This is a genomic window from Rhodococcus sp. O3, from assembly GCF_048897285.1.
Classification (GTDB): Bacteria; Actinomycetota; Actinomycetes; order Mycobacteriales; family Mycobacteriaceae; genus Rhodococcus.
Genome location: NZ_JBMBTE010000001.1, coordinates 169,871 through 187,824, shown reverse-complemented (window position 1 = coordinate 187,824; position 17,954 = coordinate 169,871). Strand labels below are relative to the sequence as shown.

Genomic DNA, 17,954 nt, shown 5'->3' with positions numbered 1-17,954 from the left:
ATCCACGCTGCTCTGTATGGACCATCCACGCTACCGCTCGGTGGCCGTGGGTTTCGGCCGGAGGGTGTGCGGGTAAGTCGCACGTGGTAACTGTGCGAGGAGAGGTGGATGTGGCATGAGACCAGCGACCGTACTGGGAACCGCAGCGGCGACGGCGATCACCGCTTTCGTCGGGTCCGTCGCTTCCCGGGAATCGGATTCCCGCTGGTACCGGCGCCTCCGTAAGCCGTCGTTCCAGCCGCCGGCATCGGCTTTCCCTGTCGTCTGGACCGCCTTGTACGCCGACATCGCGGTCACCTCCGCAGCGGCGATCGACGAACTGACCCGGCGTCGCGAACTCGACGCGCGACGCGCGTACGTCGCCGCGCTCGCCGCGAATCTCGTGCTCAACGGCTCGTGGTCGTGGGTGTTCTTCAAGGGCGGACGGCTCGTCCCGGCAACGGTGGTCGCGGCACTGCTCGCCGCCAGCAGTGCCGACCTCGTACGACGTACCGCCGACGCCGTCCCCGTCGCGGGTGCGGCGCTGGCGCCCTATGCGGCGTGGACCGGGTTCGCGACGGTGCTGAGCGGGCGGATCGCGCAGCTCAACCGGTGACGTGCTTCACCCGGCGCAGGTGCCCGGCGACCGGGACTTCGGCATACGCGATGATGGGGGCATGCTCGAAGCACCCGTGATGATCGGCATCGTCTCCATCTGCATCGGATTCGTGTTCTTCATGCTCGCCGCGACCGGCACCAGGAGCAAGTGGGACAAGAAGGTGACGATCACGCTGTTCGCCGTCGCGATCGTGTTCATGACGATCATCCCAGTGATCGGTGCGGTCGGCTTCGCGGCCTGACCGCACGTCTCACGACCGGGTGAGTGCATCGCGCAACACGGCGGCGAACTTCTCGGGCTGCTCGGTGAATCCGGCGTGACCGCCCGGAAACTCCTTCGGTGTCAAGGAAAGTGCCTCGGCCAGGGCCATCGACGTCGCGTACGTCGCGAGCCCCCGCGACTCGGCGCCGATGCCGATCACGAGTCGTGCGGGCGTCGCCGCCAACGCGTCGAGGTCGGGCAGATAGCGGGTGGTTCCCCGAATCTCGTGGGCGAAGAAGCGGGCGCCGTCGGCGAGGTCCTGTGCCGGTGACTCTCCCGGCGGGGGACCGGCGGGTTGTTCGTCGGGCCCGGTATCGCCGGGATCGTCGAATCCGGCGAAGTCCATGAACGCGGCCCACGCCGCGCCGAGACCCTCACGGTGGAAGGTGTCGACCATCGCGTCCACCGCGGCGCGTCGCTCGGCGGCGTCGGGCAGCAACTCGAGCAGCGGCGGTTCGTGAGCAACCAGCGTGCGTACCCGCTCCGGGTGCAGTGTCACAAGCGCGAGACCGGTGACCGCGCCTCCGCTGGTGCCGAAGACGTCGGCGGATTCCGCGTCGAGGGCGTCGAGCACGGCGACGAGGTCGGCGGCGCGCAGGTCGGGTGTCGAATCGGAGTGCGGGTCGTCGAGGACGCTGCGCCCGATGCCGCGCGGGTCGTGGGTGAGGACGGTGTGATCGTCCGCGAGGACCTCGGCGAACGGGGCCAGTGCCGTGGCCCCCATCGGGGCGCCGGTGAGGATCAGCAGTGGGCCGGCGCCGCGAATCTCGCAGTGCAGCCGGCCGCCGGACACGGGAACGGTGTGTGTGATGGTCATGCACGAACAGACCCCCGCGGATGTGTTTTCTCATCGCATTGTCGATTGAGGACCGAAGTTGTCCGCAATCGCTCCTACCGTGGGTTACATCATCACCACGACGGAAGGGCAGTGGACATGACCGACAATTCCCGAACCGGAGAACGCGCGGACATCCTCGACATCCTCGCGGAGCAGCGCGAGATGCTGCTGATCACCGCCCGCAACCTGACCGACGAACAGGCCCGCACGCGCAGCACCGTCAGCGATCTCACGGTCGGCGGTCTGATCAAGCACGTCACGGCGACGGAGAAGACCTGGATCGAGACGATCCGCAACCTCGACGACACCACCACGTTCGACATGGAGTCGGCGATGGTGCAGTACTACATGAACGACGACGAAACCCTCGCCGGCCTGCTCGATGCGTACGCCGACGTCGCGCGGGAGACCGAACGGTTCGTCCTGGCACTCGACGATCTCGACCTGCAGGTGCCGCTGCCCACCGCGCCCTGGGCGCCGGAGCGGGAGTGGTGGAGTGCGCGAAAGGTGTTGCTGCACATCATCCGTGAGACCGCGCACCACAGCGGCCATGCGGACATCATCCGCGAGTCGCTCGACGGAGCGAACAGCACCCTGCAGCGCGGCGCCGACGCCGGCATGACCTTCGACTAGCCGCCTCTTTCCCCGCCCTCCTTTTTCCGAGCGAATGTATCCCTCGTCTCCTTCAATCGACTGAATGTACCGCTCGCTCGGAAAAAGAGGGGGAGGGCCGCACTGCTGCCTTCCGTGCGGAGTCCAGTGCGAAAAGGTTCTCGTCCCACCCGGATTCGAGTGGGCCGAAGAAGTGGAAGCGCACCTGCTTGACCTTGTACAGCCACCGGCCGTCGATCTTGACGATCTCGTCGGTGTACCGGCCGGCGGCGACGCTCGCGACCCCGTCGGTGACGCACGGCTGCCACAGGAACGAGCGGACGGTCGCGCGGTCGCCGTCGAGGTCGATCTCCAGGTTGGTGATGAAGTGCCAGAAGGCGGTCAGTCCGCCGTCGGCGAGGCCGGCGAAGAACTCGCGCATCTCGGCCTTCCCTCGCGGGTGGGAGAGGCCGTCGAATTCACCGTCGTCGGTGAACAGGTCCATCAGCGCGTCCCAGTCCCCGTCGTCGAGGTGACGGCAGTAGCGGGCGTCGAGCAGGCGGATCGCCTCGAGGTCTTCGAGGCGGGCGATGCGGTCGGCGAGTGCGGCCTCGCCGGTGGACTCCAAGGTGGTCACAGCAGGATCCTCTCGAGGTCGAGAACGAGATGTTGATTAACGAACGTTTATGTGAGGTGGACCATATGTGAGCCGTGTCGAGTGGTCAAACCGGGGTTCTTGCTGGTCTTTTGTCCGACCTCTACGCTCCAAGGCATGAACACTCGATCGGTTGGTGTGCAGGTGGGGGTGCGCGAACGCATTCTGGAGACGGCGCTCGACGAGTTCTATGCGTCCGGATTCCACGGTGCGACGATGCGCAATATTGCCAACAGTGCAGGTTGCAGCGCTGCGAATGTCTACAACCACTTCGAGAACAAGTCCGAATTGCTCGTCGAGATCCTGCGACGGGCCAGTGACGAGCAGTTCACCGTCACCCGCAACGCGCTGCGCAAGGCCGGCCCGCATCCGGCGGATCGCTGGCGTGCGGCGGTCGTGGCGCACTCCCTTTACACCGCCCGCAATCCCCGCGCGTGCCTGGTGGCCAACTCCGAACTGCGCTACCTCGGCGAAGTCGACCGCAAGCGCGTCGTCGGCTCCCGCGACGCGCAGGAACAGTTGTTCGTCGACATCGCTCGAGATGGCGTCGACCAGGGATTATTCTCCGTTCCGCACGTACACCAGGCCGTCACGGCGGTGCTGACGATGTGCGCCGGCATCCCGCTGTGGTTCCGGGCCGACGGTCCGCTCTCGGCCCAGCAGGTCGCCGACGATTACGGGGTCTACGCCCTCAATCTCGTCGGATATCGGACTTCGTAGCGTTCACCCGTTGACTGGTGACGGGGGTCATGCTCTACTGGGTGAACAAGCGTTAATGACCTGCTTGTCCGCCTGCCCGGCCCATCGAGGGAGTGTCCATGACCCACCGGCCGTCCCAGCCACGCACCGATACCCCGCGCTACCTCACCGAGGAACGCCTCGCCATCCGTGACCTCGCGCGGGACTTCGCGATGACGAAGGTGCTGCCCATCGCCAACGAACTCGACCCCGTCCAGGGCACGATCCCGGATTCGCTGAAGAAGGAAATGGCCGAGATCGGCTTCTTCGGCATCATGATCCCGGAGGAGCACGGGGGCCTCGGGCTCGGCGTCTTCGAGTACTGCCTCGTCGCCGAAGAGCTGTCCCGGGCCTGGATGAGCGTGTCGGGCCTGCTCGCCCGCGGCAACGGCATGGGCGGCGGTTTCACCCCGGAGCAGGAGGCCGCACTGCTGCCGAAGGTCGCCCGCGGCGAATACCTCGGCGCCTACGCGCTCTCCGAGGCCGAAGCCGGATCCGACGTCGCCAACATCTCGTGCCGCGCCACCCGCGACGGCGACGAGTGGGTCGTCAACGGCACCAAGATGTGGTGCACCTACGCCGACGAAGCCGACTACCTGGTCCTGTTCGCGCGCACCGACCCGAACAAGGACCCCGCCAAGCCACACCGCGGCATCAGTGCGTTCCTCGTGGAGAAGGAACGCGGTAGCTTCCCGGAAGGGATCTCCGGCACGAAGGTCCGCAAGATCGGCTACTTCGGGTGGAACACCTGGGAGCTGTCGTTCGACAACTTCCGCATCCCGGCGTCGGCGATGCTCGGCGAGGAGGGCAAGGGCTTCTACCTCGCCGTGTCGGGACTCGAGGTCGGCCGAGCGCACACCGCGGCGCGGGCGATCGGCCTGGCACGGGCCGCGCTCGAGGACTCCATCGCGTACGTCCACACCCGCCGCCAGTTCGGCCGCCCCATCGGCGATTTCCAGCACCTCCGGTTCAAGATCGCGAAGATGGCCGCGGACATCGAAGCGGCCCGCCAGCTCATGTACTCGGTCGCCACCGACATCGACACCGGGCGGCGCTGCTCGCTCGAGGCGTCGATGTGCAAGCTCGTCGCCACCGAGATGGCCGAACAGGTCACCAGTGAGGCCGTGCAGATCCACGGCGGCGCCGGCTACACCACCGACTTCCAGGTCGAACGGCACTGGCGGGATGCGCGTCTGACGAGGATCTTCGAGGGCACCAGCGAGATCCAGATGCGCATCATCTCCGACGAACTGCTCGGAAGGGTCGAAGGCTGATGACACTCACGACCTCCGCCCTCATCAGCGTCGGCGACCGCACCGCCGGCGCCGCCCGGGCACTCGCCCCACTGCTCGCCGAAGCCGGCATCGCCCTGCCCGGCGGCAGTGCGCTCGCGGGCGCGATCGCCGCCGAACTGCTGACGCCGCCCATCCCCGGCGCCACCCGGACCGGCATCGCCTGGTCCACGACCCGGCCGGTCACCCCCGACGACACCGTCCTCGCGGACGTACTGGTCACCCGCGTCGCGGACGGCACCGTCGACCGGCACGTCCGGCTCCTCGACGAGACCGGAACAGTACGGGAGCACGGAACCGAAACCTGGCGGCTCGACGACCCGACGGCGGCCCCGGCGCGGCCGGAGCTGGACTTCTGCACCGCGGCGTGGGGTGAGCTGCTGCGCGCACGTCTCGACGAGGACGCGGAATTCGCGTCGTCGCTGTCGAGCTGGGACGGCACGATCGGCCTGCGCTGCGACGACCGGGAACTGCACCTGCGGATCTACAAGGGCCGCATCGTCGACGTCACGCGGCGCACCCCGCACGGCGCGACCTTCACCTTCGTTGCGCCGGCCCATCTCTGGGCCGAGGTGGTGCTCGCCGAACGCGACGACTTCATGCGCCGTGCCATCGGCGGCGAATTCTCCTCCAGCGGAGACGGATACGAGTACCTGCGACTCACCAAACCGCTCAACATCGTCATCGCGCACGCGCGCGCACTCGCCCAGGAGGTCCGGCCGTGATCGAAGCGCGCTACCTCGAGATCGCCGGTGCCCTTGGCTTCGTCGAGATCGTCACGCCCGATGCGCATCCCGCGCCGGACACGTTGCCGACCGTCCTCTGCATCCACACCGCCGGGCAGAGCGGCGTGCAGTACCGTCACGTCGCCCGCGGTCTCGCCGCCCGCGGATACCGCGTCATCGTGCCCGATCTGCCGGGCCACGGACGCTCCGAGCCCGCTCCGGGTGGACCGGTCACGTCGCTGACCGCCTACGGCGACTGGCTCTGCGCCGTCCTCGACGAACTCGGGATCGAGCGTCCGTATGTGGTCGGCTGTTCCATCGGCGGCAAGCTCACCCTCGAACTGTCCGTCCGCCCCGAACGTCCGCTGGCCGGCGCCGTCGCGATGGAAGCCGAGGCCGGTCCGGGTCGCGTCAACGTCGCCGGACTGCGGCGGGAACTCGAGGACGTCGCCGGCCCGGCCCGCGCCGAACGCACCTATCTCGGAACCCTGGCGTCGGTGGGCACGTCGGTGCCCGACGACAAAGCACGCGTGATCGCGACGATGCACAAGCGCGAGGACCCCGAGATCTCCTCGTCCGACCTGATCGGCTGGGGTAGCCACGACGTCCGCGATCGTCTGCACCTGATCGACGCACCGATCCATCTCGTCGCCGGCCTCGACGATCCGTGGATCCGCGCCGCCGAGGTCGAGCAGGTGGCCGTCCGCATCAACGAGGCGCATCCCGGTCTCGCGCGGTACACCGGGCTGACGGGGATCGGCCACTACCCGATGGAGGAAGTCGAAGACTTCGCCGCCGTCGTCGACACCTGGTTCCGCGAACTCGACGAAAATACCTGTTCGGTAAGGGATTCCGAGGAGGTTGCGTTGTGACCACCACCGACACCACCTCGCTGACCGGACTCCTCGCGGAACTGATCACAACCGACCCGGACGCACCGCTCGCCTTCGACGTCGTCGGTGACGAGATCCGCACCTGCACCCGCGCGCGTTTCGGTGAACAGGTGGAGGCCCTGTGCACCGAACTCGCGGACACCGGAATCGAATCCGGCCAGTGCATCGCCGTGATGCTGCCGAACTGGTCCGACGCGCTGGTGTGGCAGTTCGCCGCGTCGTCGCTCGGCGCCCACGTCATCGGCGTCAACACCCGCTACAACACCGGCGAGGTCGCGCACATCCTCGTCGCCGCCCGCCCGGCAGTGGTCGCCGTGGCCGCGTCCTTCCACGGCCTCGATCTGTTCGGAACACTCAGTGCCGCAGTGGAATCTGTTTCGGAGGTCGCAACCCCGGCCGTGGCGGTCGTGACCGGCCCGTCCACACCGGCCACACCCGCCGACCCGGCGGGATTCGACCTGGGCGGCGGAGCATGGCTCGTCGGCAGCGGCGACATCCGCGGCACCCGCGTACCCCGCACCCCGGTCACCGCGACGGTCACCGCCGCCGGTGCGGTCGCCGATCCGTCGGACCTGCTCGCGGTGGCGTTCACGACCTCCGGCTCCACCGGCACGCCGAAACTTGCCGCACACCGGGATTCGGCGGTGGTCCGGCACGGCCGCGCCGATGCGGAGATCATGGGAGTCACCCCGGGCGACGTCACGCTGTGTGTGCTGCCGGTGTCCGGAGTGTTCGGTTTCAGCACCGCCATGGCGACTCTCGCCGGCGGCGGAGCCCTGCTCATGGAACCGGTGTTCGACGCCGCCGCGGTTCTGCGCCGCATGCAGGAACTGAAGGTCACGCACGTCGTCGGCGGCGACGACCTGTTCGGCCGGTTGTACGACACCTGGCACGCCGAGCAGCGGTCCGATCTGTCGTCGTTGAAATGGCTGGGTATCGCAGATTTCCTGGGGCGCTCCCACGCCATCGCCCGCTGGGCCCGCGACGAGTTCGGCGCACTGACCTCCGGCGTGTTCGGTTCGTCCGAGGTGTTCGCGCTCACGCTGTTGTGGTCCGACCGGGACCCCGAGTCGGTGCGCTGGAACGGGGGAGGCCGCCCCGTCGCCTCCTCGATCGAGGTGCGGATCGTCGACCCGGTCGACGACGGCGTGCTGCCCGACGGCGAACAGGGCGAACTGCAGTTGCGTGGCCCCAACGTCGTCGACGCCTACCTCGGCAATCCCGATGCCGCACGGCGTGCATTCACGGCCGACGGCTGGTTCCGCAGTGGAGACCTCGCGGTCGCCACCGGTGACGGCGGCTACCGATTCGTGTGCCGCATGGGAGATGTCCTGCGGCTGCGCGGTTTCCTCGTCGACCCCGCGGAGATCGAGCGCCGCCTCGCGCAGCATCCCGATGTGGGAGTCGTCAAGGTCGTCGGGATCACCGGTGAGGGCGGCTACACCAGTGCCGTCGGCTTCGTCGTCCTCACCGACGACGCGTCCGCCGGCACCGACGCCGGTGTGCTGAAGCGCTGGTGCCGTGAGGAACTCGCGGCATTCAAGGTGCCGTCGGCTGTGCACATCGTCGAACACATGCCCACCACCGTGGGCGGAAACGGAACGAAGATCCGGGCCGTCGAGCTGCGCGAGTGGGCGCAGAACTGGACCGATCGCGAAAGGGACCACCGCCGTGACTGATTCCACCGCCAGCGCCACCGATGTGGTGATCTGCGAACCGCTGCGCACCCCTGTCGGCCGATACGGCGGCATGTTCGTCGACGTGCCCGCCACCGACCTCGCCGCCCGGGTCGTCTCGGAGCTGATGTCCCGCACGGGAATCGACCCCGAGCAGATCGACGACGTGATCTTCGGCCAGTGCTACCCCAACGGAGAGGCTCCGGCGATGGGCCGGGTCGCCGCGCTCGACGCCGGCCTGCCCGTCACCGTCCCCGGGCTGCAGCTCGACCGTCGCTGCGGCTCGGGCCTGCAGGCGGTGCTCGACGCGGCGATGCGCGTCCAGACCGGTGTCGCCGACATCGTGATCGCCGGAGGTGTCGAATCCATGAGCCGAGCCGAGTACTACACCGAATCCATGCGCTGGGGCGCCAAGGGTGCCCCCGCGGCCCTGCACGACCGGCTCGCCCGCGGTCGCGTCACCGCCGGCGGCCGCAACCATCCGGTCCCGGGCGGCATGCTCGAAACCGCAGAGAACCTGCGCCGCAAGTACGGCATATCCCGTCTCGAACAGGACGAACTCGCCGTCGAATCGCACCGCCGCGCGGTCGCGGCCATCGACTCCGGCAAGTTCGCGGAGGAGATCGTGCCGGTCACCGTGCCGCAGCGCAAGGGCGAGCCGAGGGTGATCGACCGAGACGAACACCCGCGCGCCGACACCACCGTCGAGACCCTCGCGAAACTGCGCCCGATCATGGGCAAGCAGGATCCGGACGCGACCGTCACCGCGGGCAACGCGAGCGGCCAGAACGACGGTGCCGCAGCTTGTGTCGTCACCACACGCGCCACCGCCGAGCGTCTCGGGTTGCGGCCGCTCGGCCGGCTGGTGACCTGGGCGGCCGCGGGCGTCGCCCCGTCCGAGATGGGTATCGGTCCGGTGCCGTCCACCGAGAAGGCGCTGAAGCGTGCCGGTCTGTCCCTCGCCGACATCGACCTGATCGAACTCAACGAGGCGTTCGCCGCGCAGGCGCTCGCGGTGACCCGCGAATGGAATTTCACCGCAGCAGATTTCGATCGCACCAACGTCAACGGCTCCGGTATCTCGCTGGGACATCCCGTCGGCGCGACCGGTGTGCGCATCCTCGCGACCCTGCTGCGCGAACTCGACCGCCGTGGTGCCCGCTACGGCCTCGAGACGATGTGCATCGGCGGTGGCCAGGGCCTGACCGCGATCTTCGAGCGGGCGTCGTGACCGCGCGTCCCCTCGACGGCGTCCAGGTCGTCGACCTGTCGAGCTTCGTCGCCGGACCCACGGCTGGACGCATGCTCGCCGAACTCGGTGCCGACGTCATCCGCGTCGACCCGGTCGGCGGGGCCGTCGACGGTGGACGCTGGCCGCTCACCGAGGACGGCGAGAGCCTCTACTGGACCGGTCTCAACCAGGCGAAACGGTCCGTGGCGGTGGATCTGCGCAGCGACGAGGGCCGCGCGGTGGTCGTCGATCTGATCGCCCGGGCGGGAATCGTCCTCGAGAACGCCGCGCACGCCCCGTGGCTCGCGCACGAGGCACTTGTCGCTCGCCGGCCCGACCTGATCCACCTGCACATCGCCGGCAACGCGGACGGAAGCCCGGCCGTCGACTACACCGTCAACGCCGCCGTCGGACTGCCGTCGATGACCGGACCGGCCGATCACACCGCGCCGGTGAACCACGTGTTGCCCGCGTGGGACCTGATCACCGGTGTCCACGCCGCGCTCGGCATCGTCGCGGCGCTGCGCCGGCGTGACCGGACCGGTCAGGGCAGCTACCTGGAACTCGCCCTCGACGACGTCGCGGTCTCCGCGGTCGCGAGCATGGGCTGGCTCGCCGAGGCGGAGGCGCGTGGGGCGGGTCGCGAGCGGTTCGGCAATGCGCTGTTCGGCAGCTACGGCTCGGACTTCCCCACGCGCGACGGTCGTTCGGTGATGATCGTCGGCCTGACGCCGGGGCAGTGGCGTGCGCTGGTCGATGTCACCGGCACGGCCGACGTGTTCGCGGCGCTCGAGAAGCAACGTGGCCTCGATCTGACGGCGGAAGGTGACCGGTTCGAGGCCCGGGATGCGATCACCGCGATCCTTGCGCCGTGGTTCTCGTCGCGCACCCTCGCGCAGGTCGAAGCAGACCTTGCGGGCACCCGTGTGCTGTGGGCGCCGTACCGGAGGATGGACGAGGTCGCCGCCGAGGTCGCGGCCCGCCCCGACGCGGTGGTGCAGTACGTCGACCAGCCCGGGATCGGGCCCGTCCTCACCGCTCGATCGCCATTGCGCTGGAACGGTCGGTACACCGAGGCGCGGCCCGCACCTCGGCACGGACAGCACACCGACGAGATCCTCGCGACGCCGCCGGAATGACGATCCCCCGGTTCGATTGGGATCGAACCGGATTCGCCCGCCGGGCACGTTGTGGCCCCGTGTGTCGCATGCTACCGTCACGCGTGTATATACAGAGGCTGTTTGTGTATATACAGAGCACCTGTCGGGCATCACCGGCAAGGCCACCCGGCTGCGACGGCTGTCCGCGACACACGAACCCAGCCTGTGGCTGCCCGCGCGGGCCGACGGACGGAGTTGCCATGCCGCTTGCCTTGTGCGCCTCGTCGCACTCGCCGCTGATCGGCTTGCACGATCCGGCGGCAGACGTCGTGAGCGAGGTGCGCGAACAACTCTCCGGCGCCAAGGCTTTCGTGGAAGCGTTCGATCCCGAACTAGTGCTCGTCTTCGCCCCCGACCACTACAACGGATTCCTGTACGACCTGATGCCCTCGTTCTGCGTCGGTGCAGCCGCGACCTCCGTGGGTGACTACGGCCTGCCGACCGGGCCGCTCCCGGTGGACCGCGACGCCGCCTACGCGATCGCGCGGCATGCACTCGACTCGGGTGTCGACATCGCGTTGTCCGAAGCGATGCACGTCGACCACGGTTTCGTCCAGCCTCTGCAGTTCCTGTTCGGTTCCGTGGACAGCATCCCGTCCCTGGTCCCGGTGTTCGTCAACTGCGTGGCCGAGCCGCTCGGTCCGGCGAGCCGAGCCCGTCTGCTGGGAGAGGCGGCGGGGCGGGTCCTGGGGGAAACCGGGAAGCGGGTGCTCGTCGTCGGGTCCGGTGGTCTCTCGCACGATCCGCCTGTTCCGCGGCTGGAGGGTGCAACTCCGGAGGTTGCGGCGCGGATCACGCACGGGCGCAACCCGACTGCAGATCAGCGCCGGGAGCGGGAGTCTCGTACCGTTGCCGCCGCCGGCGCGTTCGCTGCGGGATCAACGGACTTCCACGACCTCAACCCGGAGTGGGACGCCATGGTGCTCGACGCGTTCGAGTCGGGCGACATCGCTGTGTTCGACGAGAAGCCGAACGACTGGTTCACAGGCGAGGCCGGCCGTTCCGCCCATGAGATCCGTACCTGGATCGCGGCCTACGCCGCCCTGTCCACACAGGGTTCGTACGAGATGACCAGCCGGTACTACCGGCCGATCAAGGAATGGTTCGCCGGGTTCGCCGTCACCACGGCGATGCAGCAGAAGGCTGGTGCGCGATGACGATGTGGGACGACCTCGGCTCGGTGGCTCATACGATCGAGTACCGCGAGATCGGCGGATGGCGAACCCGCGTGCTGCGGGCTGGATCCGGGCCCGCGCTGGTACTCATGCACGGCACGGGAGGCCACCTCGAGGCATACTCGCGCAACATACCGGCGCTCGCCGAACACTTCTCCGTCGTCGCCTACGACTTCCCCGGGCAGGGTTACACGACTCCGGCCGACCGCGACCTCGAACTCGATGCCTACGTCGACCATCTTGCCGCGTTGCTCGATGATCTCGGTCTGGATCGCGCGCACCTGTGCGGCGAGTCGCTCGGTGGCTGGGTGGCGATCAAATTCGCTGTCGCGCACCCTGATCGGCTGCGCCGGGTCGTGCTCAACACACCCGGGGGCACCATGGCGGCTCCCGAGGTGATGGCGCGGATCCGGGACCTGAGTCAGGCCGCCGCCGACGATCCGTCCCACGAGCGCATCAGGGCACGTCTCGAGTGGCTCATGGCCGATCCCGCCAGTGTCACGGACGAACTCGTCGGGTGCCGCCGAGCGATCTATTCGCAGCCGGGGTTTGCCGAGTCGATGCGCCACGTCCTGTGCCTGCAGGATCCCGAGGTGCGCCGACGCAACATGGTCACCGACGCCGATCTGGCGGCGGTGACGGTGCCGGTGCTGGTGATCTGGACCAGCGACGACCCGTCCGGACCCGCTGCCGCCGGGATGGACATGGCCGACAAACTGCCGAACGGGCAGTTCCTGTTCGTCGACGGCGCGGGGCATTGGCCCCAGTGGGAGCAGCGGGAGATCTGCGACAAGGCCGTGATCGGGTTCCTGTGCGACGACGCGGGTCGGTGAGGGTCTCCTACTCCCGCCCGATGCTCAGGCGTCGAGTATCGCCCGGGCGATTTCCTCTGCGGCCCGGACAACTTCCGGTGCGGCCGCAGTCAGCTGCTCCTCCCGGTGGCTCATGAGGGTGAGGCACGCGGTGGGGTGCGAGTTCGCGATGGGGGCCGCGACCGCGTAGACGCCGGATTCGATCTCGCCCGCGCTCGTGGCATATCCGCGCCTGCGCGCCTCGGCGACGGCCTCGGGCTCGTCGGGCAGTTCCGGACCGGCCGACAGGAGGGCATAGGCGGCCGCTCCGCGATCCAGCAGCGTGCGCATCCCGGCGCGGAAGGAGATGTGCTGGGGGACGGTGACCGGCTCGACGACCTCGATGGAGACGGCCTCGTCCCTCTCGGCGACGAACAGGTGGACGGTGCAGCCGGCACGGTCGGCGAGACGCCGCATCACCGGGGTGGCGATCTCGCGCAACGCAGGCAGATAGGCCGTCGAGAGCGAGGCCAGACGTGAGCCGGGGCGGTATACGCCGTCCGATCCGGGTGTCACGAATCCGAAGTCGCGTAGCGTCTGCAGGATTCGGTACGCGATCGAACGGTGGACCCCGAGTTCTTCGGCAAGTCGCTGAACGGTCATGCCGGTGGGTGAATCCACCACTGCGAGCAGCGCGGTGAGTCCGCGGGCCAGCGTCTGGCTTCCGACCTGGGGCTGAGGCCGGGAGCGTGCATCCGAACTCGTCATGCCGGACCGGGCCCGGTCGGGACGCAGACACGCATGTGCGAATAAAGCAACATGCAGCTCATTATATACACCACTCCCGTCTTCGCTGTTGACACGGTTACCCCTGTTCGCCATAGTCTGTGTGTATATAGAAGCGTCCTGTTCGATAATTACTACACGCATTCAGGGGGCGACGTGACCGACGGTCGAGAACGATCCGCCGCGGCGTCGGTCGCCGTCGACGTCCTCGTAGTGGGGGCCGGGCCCGTCGGGCTCACCCTGGCGAACATTCTCGGGGCGCGAGGTCTGCAGGTTCTCGTCGTCGAGGAGCGTGACGTGCTCATCGACTACCCGCGCGGCGTCGGTCTGGACGACGAGTCCATGCGTGCCTTCCAGGGCATAGGACTGGCGAAACATGTTGAAAGGCACCTGATTCCGAATCAGATCCTGCGGTTCGTCAATGGCAGGGGTGAGCTTCTCGCGGAGATGGCGCCGAGTGAAGCGCAGTTCGGCTGGCCGCGGCGCAACGGATTCGTCCAGCCGCTCGTGGATGCAGAACTCCTGGAAGGACTTCGGCGCTTCGCCACCGTCGAGGTGCGCTGGTCGACCTCGATGCAGTCCATGCGGGAGGTGGACGACGGTGTCGCGGTCGAACTCCTCGAAAACGATGGTCCGCGCCAGGTGCGTGCGCGATACGTGGTCGGCTGCGACGGTGGCCGGAGCCGTACCCGCCGGATCATCGGTACATCGTTCGACGGTGTCACCTCGTCCACGCGCTGGCTCGTCGTGGACCTCGCCCACGACCCCCTCGGTTCGCCGAACAGCTACGTGGGCGCCGACCCGGAGCGCCCCTACGCCTCCATCTCGATCGCCCACGGCATCCGGCGCTTCGAGTTCATGCTGATGGACGACGAATCCGACACCGAAGTCGACGACCTCGGATTCGTACGGAACCTCCTGGGGCGGCACGTCCCGCGCCCGGAGGACGCGGAGATCATCGCGTACCGCATCTACACCCACCACTCGAGGATCGCTGGCGAGTTCGGTCGCGGACGCATCTTCCTCGCGGGCGACGCAGCGCATCTGATGCCGGTCTGGCAGGGGCAGGGATACAACAGCGGCGTGCGCGACGCGGTGAACCTCGGCTGGAAGCTCGCGGCGGTGTGCTCGGGGCAGGCCCGACCCGATCTGCTGAGGACCTATGACGAGGAGCGACGCGGCCACGCACGAGCGATGATCGACCTGTCCACCATGGTCGGACGGGTGATCTCGGTGCGGAACACCCGCCTCGCCTGGCTTCGCGACAGGGTGCTCCGCTCGGTGTCCGCGCTCCCCACGCTGAAGCGATACATCCTGGAGATGCGGTTCAAGCCGATGCCGCGGTACGAGACCGGGGCCGTCGTCGCTCGCCCCGGCAAGACCTCGCCGGTCGGACGGATGTTCATCCAGCCCGAGGTGGTCACCGAGAACGGGCGGTGCCTGCTCGACGAGGCGCTCGGGAACTGGTTCGCGGTGCTCTGCTGGAACAACGACCCCACCGCGGTCCTCGACAAGCCCAGCGTGGAGGCCTGGCGCGCGATCGGCGCCCGGCTCGTTGCCGTCGTGCCGGCAGCTCAGGTCGGACAGACCTCGTACGGCGACGACGTGACCGTGGTCGGCGACCCGGGGCCGCTGAAGAAGTGGTTCGACGCCCACAGCGAATCCGTCCTGTTCCTGCGCCCGGACCGTTTCGTGGCTGCCGCGGGCATCGCCCAGGACGCCGGTCTGCTGTCGGCGCAGCTGCTGACCGTTCTGGGCATGGAGAAGTACCTGGTGGACAACGTTTCCGACGCGACCGCAGGCTGACGACGGCCGGAACTCTCACCGCAGCTACCGGTACTGTTCTCCGCCTGACGATTTCGGCGGATCGACCGTCGATCCACGCGGCCGGGTGTGAGGATGCTCGAGACGGTCGTGCCGGCTCGCGGCCGTGGGAAGAAGCGCCACCGGAACAGCAGGGTCACCGGATCACAAGAGGAGCACGAGGATGTCGAAGAACGAACCTCCGACGGCAGAGGAGATCGTCCTCTACGAGAAGGACCCGGCAACGAAGATCGCGACGATCACGTTGAATCGACCGGACCGGCTGAACGCGCCGACGGTCGAGGCGCGCCTGCGGTATGCCGACCTACTGCATCGAGCGAACATCGACGACGACGTGAAGGTGCTCGTGGTGCGGGGCGAGGGGGACGATTTCGGGAGTGGAGTCGACCTACCGGACTTCATGGAGGGCGTCGAGAACGGGGACTCCGCCGAACGGCTCAAGGAGTTCGAGATCGACGATCCCGATGTCGTTTATCCGCCCAAGGATTCGTACCGCAACATGGGCAACTACGGACCGTGGTTCGCCAATGCCCGATCCGGTTGCCGGAGTCTGCAGGAGTTCAGCAAGATCAGCATCGTCGAGGTCAAGGGGTACTGCTACGGGTGGCACTTCTATCAGGCCGCCGACGCCGATCTCGTGATCGCCTCCGACGACGCCCTGTTCGGGCACGCCGCGTTCCGTTATGTGGGCTGGGGGCCGCGCATGTGGACCTGGGCGATGACGATGGGGATCCGGCGCTTCCAGGAGATGGTGTTCACCGGGCGGCCGTTCACCGCCGACGAGATGTACGAGTGCGGCTTTCTCAACAAGGTCGTGACCCGCGACCGTCTCGAGGCCGAGGTGCAGACGTACGCCCAGGCGTGCGCGCGCAACCGGCCTACGGACACGGTGGTCATCCAGAAGATGTTCTTCCAGATGATGAAACAGCATCAGGGGGAGTACATGGGAAGTCTGCTCACCGGCATGATCGAGTCGATGGGACGGTTGGTCCGTCCGGACGAGCACGAGTTCCATCTGAATTCCGCGATGATGGAGGCGGGGCTGACCTCATCGGTGAAGGCCAACGACGAGAACTTCCCTCCGGAGTTCCGGCTCAGCAAGGCAGCTCGGAAGCGGCCGTAGCTTTCGAGCCGTGTCAGTTTTCGGTCGCGTCGGTTTCGGCTGTGTCGAACGTTCTGCGCAACGCGGCGTAGACGTCGTCGAGAAATCGCCGGGTCTGTCGCGTGCGGGGTTGTGCGACGAATCCGCCGTGGATCACCCCGGGATAGACGTGGAGTTCGACCGGGACCCCGGCACGGGACAACTGTGCGGCGTAGAGCAGATTGGAATCGAGCAGCGCGTCCACGTCGCCGATACCGATGAATGCGGGTGCTACGCCGCGCAATTCGCCGGGTGTTGCGCGTCCGGGTACAGCCGTGGCCGGCGGTGTCGCTCCGCCGAGCCCGCGGAGATAGGCCTGCCACGCGAGACGCTCGGCGTCGAGCCGCCACAGACCCCAATGGCCGGCGCCGCCCTCGAGCGCCCGGACGGATCCGTGTTCGCGGTCGTCGAGCATGGGATAGACCAGGAGCTGGAGTGCGGGCTGGGGCAGACCGGCTCGGGCGAGTCGGATGCACAGCGCGGTGGCGAGCCCCGCGCCGGCGCTCGCGCCGCCGACGACCAGCCGGTTCGGGTCCACGCCGAAGGCGTCGGCGTTGTCGAGGACGTGACGCCAGACGGTTTCGGCATCGTCGAGCCCGGCCGGGTAGGGATTCTCGGGCGCCAGACGATAGTCGACGGATACGACGACGCATCCGAGTTCGGCAGCCATGCGATCGAGGCGGTCGTCGTTCTCGGCGAGGCTGCCCATGATGTAGGCGCCGCCGTGGAAGTACATCAACGCCGCCAGCGGTCCCGTGGCCTCGCGAGGCCGGTACCACCGGACGGGTACGCCGGGCCGTCCGTCCGTACCCGGGACGACGTCGTCGACGCGTGCGACGTGCTCGGTCGCCGGGGTCGGAGGCGGGGTGACCTTGGAGTAGCTGGCGCGGATGGTGTCGATGCTCGTGGTGTCCCACCGGGTCAGGAGGTCGAGCCCGGCGAGCGTCTCCGGTTCGACCCGGCGGTGGACCGCGACGGCAGGTTCCGCCGGGCCCCGCACCGGGGGGAGTGCCCCGAGCGAGTTGCGCAGGCTCGCCGCTGTCCGGGCGGCCTCCGTGGTGGGCGTGAATGCCTGGGCGAGAAGGGGTGGTTCCTTCCGGCCCCTCACCCGTTCCGCGAGTTCGGTAGCGAGCTGTTCGGCTCCCGGTGCCCCGAGTATCCCGATGCGACCCGGATCGGCACCGAAGATGTCGGTGGCCACCGAACGAGCCCACTGCAGTGCGCGATCGCTGTCGTCGAGCGCGCTGCGGGAGCGGGTGGGGACCTCGACGATCACCAGGCCTCCGTCGGCGAGCTGCCGATAGACGTGCGCGAAATCGGCTGCGCCGTCGACGAGAACGAGCGCCAGGTACGCGGTGTCCGCCGGACGCGTCGTGGCTCGGCACGGCGCAAAGCTGCGGACGATCAATCCTGTCCCTACGTCGTGGGAGTCGCAGTCCGCCACCCCGACCTCCGAATCAAATAGTGAACAAAGAGATTCGAAAAATACACAGAGACCGTAGCCGACGGGGTGGTGCCTCACAAGGTTCCGCGCGCGAGCCTTGACGCCGATCGGCCCTCCCGACAGAATGTGTGTATA

General features: G+C 68.1%; 17 protein-coding genes and 1 pseudogene. 14 read left to right on the top strand and 4 right to left on the bottom strand.

Translation table 11 applies throughout. The features are described from left to right. The first annotated feature begins 115 nt into the window (after nt 1-115). Together ACN675_RS00880 and ACN675_RS00875 are read left to right on the top strand one after the other, a co-directional pair. The gene (locus tag ACN675_RS00880; RefSeq protein ID WP_420749101.1) at nt 116-595 is read left to right on the top strand and encodes a TspO/MBR family protein; all 480 of its coding nucleotides are present in this window, start codon (nt 116-118) and stop codon (nt 593-595) included. 61 nt (nt 596-656) lie between these two features. Then, nucleotides 657-839, top strand: coding sequence for a hypothetical protein (locus ACN675_RS00875; RefSeq protein WP_420749100.1), 183 nt, complete (start codon nt 657-659; stop codon nt 837-839). Between the two features lie 9 nt (nt 840-848). Here the strand turns inward: ACN675_RS00875 and ACN675_RS00870 are convergent, their stop codons facing one another. Then, the gene (locus tag ACN675_RS00870) at nt 849-1,676 is read right to left on the bottom strand and encodes an alpha/beta fold hydrolase (RefSeq protein ID WP_420749099.1); all 828 of its coding nucleotides are present in this window, start codon (nt 1,674-1,676) and stop codon (nt 849-851) included. 117 nt (nt 1,677-1,793) lie between these two features. Between ACN675_RS00870 and ACN675_RS00865 the strand changes: the two genes are divergently transcribed. Continuing rightward, a complete protein-coding gene (locus tag ACN675_RS00865; protein WP_420749098.1) occupies nt 1,794-2,330 on the top strand; it encodes a DinB family protein in 537 nt (178 codons plus the stop codon). A gap of 52 nt (nt 2,331-2,382) precedes the next feature. Here ACN675_RS00865 and ACN675_RS00860 read toward each other — a convergent pair whose 3' ends face one another. Continuing rightward, nucleotides 2,383-2,916 (bottom strand): nuclear transport factor 2 family protein, encoded by a 534-nt coding sequence (locus ACN675_RS00860; RefSeq protein WP_420749130.1) that lies wholly within the window; start codon nt 2,914-2,916, stop codon nt 2,383-2,385. A gap of 144 nt (nt 2,917-3,060) precedes the next feature. Between ACN675_RS00860 and ACN675_RS00855 the strand changes: the two genes are divergently transcribed. From ACN675_RS00855 to ACN675_RS00815, 9 genes are all read left to right on the top strand, one after another. Continuing rightward, on the top strand, nt 3,061-3,663 hold the full coding sequence (locus ACN675_RS00855; RefSeq protein WP_420749097.1) for a TetR/AcrR family transcriptional regulator: 603 nt from the start codon (nt 3,061-3,063) through the stop codon (nt 3,661-3,663). Between the two features lie 98 nt (nt 3,664-3,761). Next, nucleotides 3,762-4,955, top strand: a complete 1,194-nt coding sequence (locus tag ACN675_RS00850; RefSeq protein ID WP_420749096.1) for an acyl-CoA dehydrogenase family protein — start codon at nt 3,762-3,764, stop codon at nt 4,953-4,955. Then, the gene (locus ACN675_RS00845; protein ID WP_420749095.1) at nt 4,955-5,698 is read left to right on the top strand and encodes a hypothetical protein; all 744 of its coding nucleotides are present in this window, start codon (nt 4,955-4,957) and stop codon (nt 5,696-5,698) included. Before ACN675_RS00850 ends, ACN675_RS00845 begins: the two co-directional genes overlap by 1 nt. Next, nucleotides 5,695-6,570 (top strand): alpha/beta fold hydrolase, encoded by an 876-nt coding sequence (locus ACN675_RS00840; RefSeq protein ID WP_420749094.1) that lies wholly within the window; start codon nt 5,695-5,697, stop codon nt 6,568-6,570. The genes ACN675_RS00845 and ACN675_RS00840 overlap by 4 nt, the downstream gene beginning before the upstream one ends. Beyond that, the gene (locus ACN675_RS00835; RefSeq protein ID WP_420749093.1) at nt 6,567-8,270 is read left to right on the top strand and encodes an AMP-binding protein; all 1,704 of its coding nucleotides are present in this window, start codon (nt 6,567-6,569) and stop codon (nt 8,268-8,270) included. The genes ACN675_RS00840 and ACN675_RS00835 overlap by 4 nt, the downstream gene beginning before the upstream one ends. Then, nucleotides 8,263-9,498: an acetyl-CoA C-acetyltransferase gene (locus ACN675_RS00830; protein WP_420749092.1), complete on the top strand. Its 1,236-nt coding sequence runs from the start codon at nt 8,263-8,265 to the stop codon at nt 9,496-9,498. Before ACN675_RS00835 ends, ACN675_RS00830 begins: the two co-directional genes overlap by 8 nt. Next, on the top strand, nt 9,495-10,637 hold the full coding sequence (locus tag ACN675_RS00825) for a CoA transferase (protein ID WP_420749091.1): 1,143 nt from the start codon (nt 9,495-9,497) through the stop codon (nt 10,635-10,637). The genes ACN675_RS00830 and ACN675_RS00825 overlap by 4 nt, the downstream gene beginning before the upstream one ends. A 221-nt stretch (nt 10,638-10,858) precedes the next feature. Next, nucleotides 10,859-11,815 carry a 3-carboxyethylcatechol 2,3-dioxygenase gene (locus ACN675_RS00820; protein ID WP_420749090.1) on the top strand — a complete coding sequence of 319 codons (957 nt, stop codon included), beginning with the start codon at nt 10,859-10,861 and terminating at the stop codon, nt 11,813-11,815. Then, nucleotides 11,812-12,666: an alpha/beta fold hydrolase gene (locus ACN675_RS00815; RefSeq protein WP_420749089.1), complete on the top strand. Its 855-nt coding sequence runs from the start codon at nt 11,812-11,814 to the stop codon at nt 12,664-12,666. Before ACN675_RS00820 ends, ACN675_RS00815 begins: the two co-directional genes overlap by 4 nt. 24 nt (nt 12,667-12,690) lie before the next feature. Here ACN675_RS00815 and ACN675_RS00810 read toward each other — a convergent pair whose 3' ends face one another. Beyond that, nucleotides 12,691-13,392, bottom strand: a complete 702-nt coding sequence (locus ACN675_RS00810; RefSeq protein WP_420749088.1) for an IclR family transcriptional regulator — start codon at nt 13,390-13,392, stop codon at nt 12,691-12,693. Nucleotides 13,393-13,566: 174 nt separating this feature from the next. Between ACN675_RS00810 and ACN675_RS00805 the strand changes: the two are divergent. Both ACN675_RS00805 and ACN675_RS00800 read left to right on the top strand, forming a co-directional pair. Continuing rightward, a pseudogene (locus ACN675_RS00805) lies at nt 13,567-15,165 on the top strand (bifunctional 3-(3-hydroxy-phenyl)propionate/3-hydroxycinnamic acid hydroxylase); the annotation flags it as partial. Nucleotides 15,166-15,397: 232 nt separating this feature from the next. After that, entirely contained in the window at nt 15,398-16,357 is a 960-nt protein-coding gene (locus tag ACN675_RS00800) for an enoyl-CoA hydratase/isomerase family protein (protein ID WP_420749087.1), read from the top strand. A gap of 13 nt (nt 16,358-16,370) precedes the next feature. Here the strand turns inward: ACN675_RS00800 and ACN675_RS00795 are convergent, their stop codons facing one another. Further along, nucleotides 16,371-17,819, bottom strand: a complete 1,449-nt coding sequence (locus ACN675_RS00795) for an alpha/beta hydrolase fold domain-containing protein (RefSeq protein ID WP_420749086.1) — start codon at nt 17,817-17,819, stop codon at nt 16,371-16,373. Between the last annotated feature and the right edge of the window lie 135 nt (nt 17,820-17,954).

Bases quoted from the DNA above. Each gene is read 5' to 3' on its own strand.
- ACN675_RS00815 (WP_420749089.1), top strand. From the start codon at position 11,812: ATGACGATGTGGGACGACCTCGGCTCGGTGGCTCATACGATCGAGTAC.
- ACN675_RS00880 (WP_420749101.1), top strand. From the start codon at position 116: ATGAGACCAGCGACCGTACTGGGAACCGCAGCGGCGACGGCGATCACC.
- ACN675_RS00820 (WP_420749090.1), top strand. From the start codon at position 10,859: ATGCCGCTTGCCTTGTGCGCCTCGTCGCACTCGCCGCTGATCGGCTTG.
- ACN675_RS00800 (WP_420749087.1), top strand. From the start codon at position 15,398: ATGTCGAAGAACGAACCTCCGACGGCAGAGGAGATCGTCCTCTACGAG.
- ACN675_RS00865 (WP_420749098.1), top strand. From the start codon at position 1,794: ATGACCGACAATTCCCGAACCGGAGAACGCGCGGACATCCTCGACATC.
- ACN675_RS00870 (WP_420749099.1), bottom strand. From the start codon at position 1,676: ATGACCATCACACACACCGTTCCCGTGTCCGGCGGCCGGCTGCACTGC.
- ACN675_RS00850 (WP_420749096.1), top strand. From the start codon at position 3,762: ATGACCCACCGGCCGTCCCAGCCACGCACCGATACCCCGCGCTACCTC.
- ACN675_RS00875 (WP_420749100.1), top strand. From the start codon at position 657: ATGCTCGAAGCACCCGTGATGATCGGCATCGTCTCCATCTGCATCGGA.
- ACN675_RS00810 (WP_420749088.1), bottom strand. From the start codon at position 13,392: ATGACGAGTTCGGATGCACGCTCCCGGCCTCAGCCCCAGGTCGGAAGC.
- ACN675_RS00855 (WP_420749097.1), top strand. From the start codon at position 3,061: ATGAACACTCGATCGGTTGGTGTGCAGGTGGGGGTGCGCGAACGCATT.
- ACN675_RS00845 (WP_420749095.1), top strand. From the start codon at position 4,955: ATGACACTCACGACCTCCGCCCTCATCAGCGTCGGCGACCGCACCGCC.